The following is a 5,788-nucleotide window of genomic DNA, read 5'->3' as shown; positions in this document are numbered from 1 at the left end:
CCAGAAGATAAATCAATAACAATACCAGCGAATAAAACAGTTAGTTTGTATTACTTTATTCCAAATGATGAAATAGAGTTTTATAAAGATATTAATGATTACCAATCTGAAAAATATAAACTAAATTTCAAATTAATAGAAAAACCAAACTATTTGTCATATTCATATTTGCAAGTCAGGGTTGGACCATTTTCGCAATACTTTTATTGGAGTTATGGAAATAAAGATGCGAGTACTGTCAGGTAGATTTTATTACAGGTGAAATGTACTTTATTTTATAAATATATAGTTGAAATATTTCAATGTGTTGAATTTTAAACGTTATTGTTAAGTCATTTGCTTATTAATGTTTATATAACAAAGCCTTTGCCTTTAGTATCTATTTATTTTTATGAAGTGTTTAGAAAAAGGTTTGAATAAAAAACAGGCATAGAGATAGAAATAAAATGCTAAGACTAATTTTTATAATATTAATGACTATTTGGGGAATAACAATGTCACATGCGACAGATTTAGCTAAAAGAACAAAAGGTGCATAGTTGTGGTACATTGGCTGCATTTTTATTATGAAAGTTAATTAAATTTATTGAAATATCATAATATTACACTCGAATTTTTTCATTTAAAAAATAAAATCCCTTTTTTATTTTGACAAGTTAATTTTTAATCGCTAAATTTATGACATAAAATATAAACATTGTTTTGTATATAAAACAAAATGCGATTTAGCTTAGGAGATAGTCATGCTCACGGAAGAAAAAAATGAGAGATTAACTAAAGTTGGACCTGGAACGGAAATGGGTGAATATCTACGTCGGTATTGGCACCCAATTGCAGGTGAAAGCGAGTTTACTGAAAATGCTATAAAACCTATTCGCATTATGGGTGAGGACTTGGTTTTATATAAAGATCTCAGCGGAAACTATGGTGTTGTAGATCGACATTGCCCACACCGTAGTGCAGACATGCTTTACGGATATGTCGAAGATAATGGAATACGTTGTAGCTACCATGGCTGGCGCTTTGATGAAACAGGTCAATGTATTGAACAACCTTTTGAACAAGTCTGTGATCCATCTGCACGTATGTGCAAACGTATCAAAATTAAATCTTATCGAGTAAAAGCAAAAGCAGGGATGTTATGGATTTATATGGGACCTGAGCCAGTCCCGGAACTTCCAGATTGGGATTTATTTAATTATAAAAATGGATTTGCGCAAGCTGTTTTTGCTGAACTGCCATGCAACTGGTTTCAATGTCAGGAAAACTCAATCGACCCAGTTCATTTCGAGTGGACTCATAACAACTGGTCCATACGTCAATCTGGTTCAAATGGTCCATATGTTCCGACTCATTTGAAACTCGAATTTGATGAGTTCGAGTATGGATTTACTTATCGCCGTTTGCGTGGCGAGGAAGATGAAAACAATCCTATGTGGACAGTGGGGCGAGTAACATTATGGCCAAATGGATTCTATCTAGGTCATCATTTTGAATGGCGTGTGCCTGTTGATGATGAAAATACACTTAGTGTACTCTGGATTTTCAGCCGTGTTCCGACAGAACAAGAGCCTTATCAGCAAGAGAAAATTCCATCATGGTACGGACCAATTCGTGACCCAAGAACTGGTCGTTGGATTACTTCACATGTAGCAAATCAGGATTTTGTCGTTTGGGTTGGACAAGGCACGATCACTGATCGTACTCGTGAAAATCTTGGGCAAAGTGACCGTGGAATTGTAATGTTACGCCGTCGTTTCTTTGACGAACTGGATAAACTCAAAAATACCCCTGATTTTGTTCCTAAAGCACTAATTTTTGATAAAGACATTAATAAAGATGTTGTTCTTCCTTCTGCATGTCGTGATGAACTGATTAATGGTTTACCACGCAAAGAATTAGGGGAACATCCACTATTGGGCCCTTATTTGAAAGATTTTTTTGGTCAAGCTGGTCAGCCTGAAGACGTTCGCCTTGATTATGAGGCTGCTGTCGGTCAAAAAATGGAAGGTGCAAAATTTTTTGCAGTTCACGGATCTGGCAAGTAAAAACGTAACTAATTTCCTTCCATATATCTGGTTTATAACGAGATGTGAAAGGAAAACGATTTATGAAAACTAAGTCGTAAAATGGAATTTATGTATGTACGTTCAAATAAAATCTATTAAAGATTTGACACCTAATATTCGTAGTTTTGAATTAATTACTGAAGATGGCAGAGATTTGCCTTCATTCACAGCAGGATCCCATATTGATATAGTTTTGGGAAATGGTCTAATTCGACAATATTCGATTGCAAACTGTTGTTCAGAAAAGAATCACTATATCATTGGTGTGCTTGAGGATGATCATTCCCGAGGAGGTTCATCCTTTATTCATCAGCAATTTAAAGTTGGTGATCGTATAGAAATCAGTGAGCCAAGAAACTTATTTCCTGTACATCAAAATACCAATAAAGCACTTTTATTTGCAGGTGGAATTGGAATTACCCCAATTTTATCAATGGCACATACACTAAAGCGTGAAAATATACCTTTTGAATTTTATTATTTTGTGCGCAATGAAAATGCGATTGCCTTCAAAGATATTCTAGAATCAAAATTTTCGGAAGAAATTCATTTTCATATAGAAGATGATCCGCAGAATCAACTGGATGTGAATAAAATTTTAAGTAAATTTGAATCCAGCAAACATCTTTATGTTTGTGGACCAAATGGATTTATGGATTTTATTTTTACAATGGCTGAAAAGCATCATTGGCAAAAAGATCATCTACATAAAGAACATTTTACTGCTGACTCAGCAGCAAGTGATGAGGAGAATACTGAGTTTTCGGTAAAAATTGCATCTACTGGTGAACTCATTCCGATTGCAGTAAATCAAAGTATTACCGAAGCACTGGAAAAGTGTGGAATAGAAATAGCCGTTTCATGTGAACAAGGAATTTGTGGTACTTGTTTAACAAATATTCTGGAAGGAGAACCAGAGCATAGGGATATGTTTTTAACAGATGAGGAGCATGCTTCAAATAAGATTTTCACTCCGTGCTGTTCTCGCTCCAAAACAAAAATATTGGTTTTAGATTTATAGAAGACCCAGAAAAGACTCTTTGATATGAAGGGTCTTTTTTATTTGTTTAAAAAACGAATAAAACTAAGTTTTATATGCAAAACAATCAGGATGATTTAAGGAAATATTTAAAAAAGTTGTTGTAAGTCACATTTAACAAGGAAATGTTAATGAAAAAGAAGATTCTTCTAGGAATGTTAGTCTCTTCAAGCAATGCTTTTGCCAATGATTTTATTGAGGATACAAAAGCCAGCCTTTGGACACGTAACTATTATTATGATCGGAATTATACAGAAATATCTAGTGTTCCTGCTTTAAAAGAGTGGGCACAAGGTTTTGTATTTACAGTTGAGTCTGGTTATACATCAGGGAAAATTGGTTTCGGTTTAGACATGCAGGCTATGGCGGGTTTTAAGTTGCATGCTGACTCAAATGAAACGGGTGCACAGATTTTACCTGTAAATAAATATACGCATGAAGCAGCTGATGCTTATGGAAAAATCGGTGTTACAGGAAAAGTAAAATATAGTCAGACCGAGTTAAAAGCAGGGACATTGATGCCCTTTACACCTGTAGTGTTTTCATCAAGAGCCAGATTATTACCGCAAACTTTTAGAGGGGTTGAAATACAGAGTAAGGATATAGATAACACATTGATTACTTTAGGTTGGCTGGACAAAGTTAACCAGCGTGATTCAAGTAATTATGAAAATATAAAAATCTCTGGTGCAAATGGTAAGTTCTTACCTGCAACGACGGACAATATGTTTTATGGTGGTTTTCAGTATAACTTTGATAAAGATAATTTAATTGGTGCTTATGCAGCAGATGTAACTGATTTATATCGTCAGGGACTTATCATGGCAAAAAGCAATTCAAGGATAAATGATCAGTGGAATTTTTTAACTGATCTAAAAATTTATCATAGTGGTACAGATGGGAAAAAACTGGCGGGTCCTGTAGACAATACGCTTTTTGCAGGTAATTTTGGACTACGTACAGGCCCACATACATTTTCAGTTGGTATGTTAAACAGCTCTGGTAAAACTGGTTTTCCTTACTTATATGGCGGGGAAGTCTTGTTTTTTCTTGATGGTGTAAGTACAGACTTCCTGAATCCTAAAGAGCAGGTTTGGAGCCTGCGCTATGACGTCGATTTAAAACAATTCATTGAAGGTATGAAATTTGCCGTACGTTATAGCCGTGGTGACAATATCCATCTGCCAAAATTGGGTGGAACTGATCTCAAAGAAGATGAATGGGCATTTGATCTCCAGTATACCGTGCCTGAACATGTCAGATATTTACATGGCTTGAGTATCCGGACCCGTTACGCCATTTATGATAATGATTTTGCTCCTATAGCTTCGTTTAAGCCTGATAATGAACTTCGTATCGGGATTGATTACACATGGAAGTTTTAAAAGAAGTAGAAAAGGATTTTCCGTATGAAAAATAGCACAATGAATTTTACTATTGTGATCTGTTTCCTAATCGCTTTAATTGAAGGAATTGATATACAGGCGATTGGAGTAGCAGCAACATCTATTAAGCAGCATTTTCAACTTGATTCAGCACAACTGGGACTTTTATTTAGTATTGGAATTTTTGGTTTGCTTCCTGGAACCATTATTGGTGGATACTATGCTGATAAGATTGGACGTAAAAAGGTATTAATTGCTGCGGTAGTTTTATTTGCAGTATTTACACTTTCTATTGTTTTTGTACAAAATTTTACCGGTTTACTCGTGGTTCGATTTATGGCCGGTTTAGGATTTGGAGCTGCATTGCCTAACCTGATTGCATTGGCCTCTGAATCCAGTTCTGCTGAAAATAAAGGTAAAGCCGTAGGTATGATGTATTGTGGTATGCCTATAGGTGCAATACTTATTTCACTTTGGGCGGCAATGGATTCATCTAATAACTGGAAACTTATTTTTTATGCTGGCGGGATTATTCCATTAGTAGTTGTGCCATTTATGATCAAGTACTTACCTGAGTCAAAAGAATACGCTCAGGTTCAGACTCGTATTAAAAATATCAGTTACTCACTGGCATTATTTAGTAATAAGCAGACATCGAGAACCATTTTATTATGGGGAGGATGCTTCTTTACTGCGATGGTGTTGTACATCATGTTAAGTTGGTTGCCATCGTTGTTTGTTGAACTTGGATTTACCAAACAACAAGGAAGTATGGCTCAGGTTTATTTTCAGATAGGTGCAACTATAGGCACACTTTTATTTACAGGTTTGATTGATAAGTGGAATAAATCGGTTGTGATCGGGATAGTCTACATTGGTATCCTGACTGGACTCATATTTATGAATAGTGCGCCAACATTAATGATCATGTATCTTGCAGCAGCATTTACAGGCTTCTTTTTGATCGGAAGTAATGGTGTTTCTTATGCGTTTAGTAGTTTTGCTTATCCTACTGAACATCGTGGTCAGGGCGTGGGTGCTGCAAATGCGGTAGGTCGCATTGGTGCAATGGTTGGACCGGCTGTAGCAGGTCAAATTTTAAATACTGGTGGTGGAACTTCTGGAGTACTCTTGTCTATGTTCCCATGTATCGTAATAGCACTTGTGTGCATGTTTGTTTTAGCCCGTAAACTTGATGTCCAAGAGACGATAATCTTTAAAAAAGAAATTACATAGTTGAATTTAAATAAAGGTAAGCAAGTCTTACCTTTATTTTTGAATATTATATTTAATAA

At 35.5% G+C, this 5,788-nt stretch carries 5 protein-coding genes; all 5 read left to right on the top strand.

Annotated elements, in window-relative coordinates:
* Nucleotides 1-246 (top strand): hypothetical protein (locus KPC_RS20620; RefSeq protein ID WP_213065907.1); only part of this gene is annotated, 246 nt, incomplete at its 5' end.
* A 497-nt stretch (nt 247-743) separates the two neighbouring features.
* A complete protein-coding gene (locus KPC_RS17230) occupies nt 744-2,048 on the top strand; it encodes an aromatic ring-hydroxylating dioxygenase subunit alpha (protein WP_121975580.1) in 1,305 nt (434 codons plus the stop codon).
* Nucleotides 2,049-2,142: 94 nt separating this feature from the next.
* Nucleotides 2,143-3,090 (top strand): PDR/VanB family oxidoreductase, encoded by a 948-nt coding sequence (locus tag KPC_RS17225; RefSeq protein ID WP_121975579.1) that lies wholly within the window; start codon nt 2,143-2,145, stop codon nt 3,088-3,090.
* Between the two features lie 149 nt (nt 3,091-3,239).
* Entirely contained in the window at nt 3,240-4,493 is a 1,254-nt protein-coding gene (locus KPC_RS17220) for an OprD family outer membrane porin (RefSeq protein WP_213065906.1), read from the top strand.
* A 24-nt stretch (nt 4,494-4,517) separates the two neighbouring features.
* Nucleotides 4,518-5,729: a 3-(3-hydroxy-phenyl)propionate transporter MhpT gene (gene mhpT, locus KPC_RS17215; protein WP_121975578.1), complete on the top strand. Its 1,212-nt coding sequence runs from the start codon at nt 4,518-4,520 to the stop codon at nt 5,727-5,729.
* Nucleotides 5,730-5,788 lie beyond the last annotated feature (59 nt).

The sequence above is a fragment of the Acinetobacter stercoris genome, from assembly GCF_900323515.1.
GTDB lineage: Bacteria > Pseudomonadota > Gammaproteobacteria > Pseudomonadales > Moraxellaceae > Acinetobacter > Acinetobacter stercoris.
The sequence above is the reverse complement of the archived record's forward strand: the minus strand, read 5'-3'. Positions and strand labels throughout refer to the sequence as shown.

Coding starts and splice junctions, on each gene's coding strand:
- KPC_RS17230 (WP_121975580.1), top strand. CDS start 744: ATGCTCACGGAAGAAAAAAATGAGAGATTAACTAAAGTTGGACCTGGA.
- mhpT (WP_121975578.1), top strand. CDS start 4,518: ATGAAAAATAGCACAATGAATTTTACTATTGTGATCTGTTTCCTAATC.
- KPC_RS17220 (WP_213065906.1), top strand. CDS start 3,240: ATGAAAAAGAAGATTCTTCTAGGAATGTTAGTCTCTTCAAGCAATGCT.
- KPC_RS17225 (WP_121975579.1), top strand. CDS start 2,143: ATGTACGTTCAAATAAAATCTATTAAAGATTTGACACCTAATATTCGT.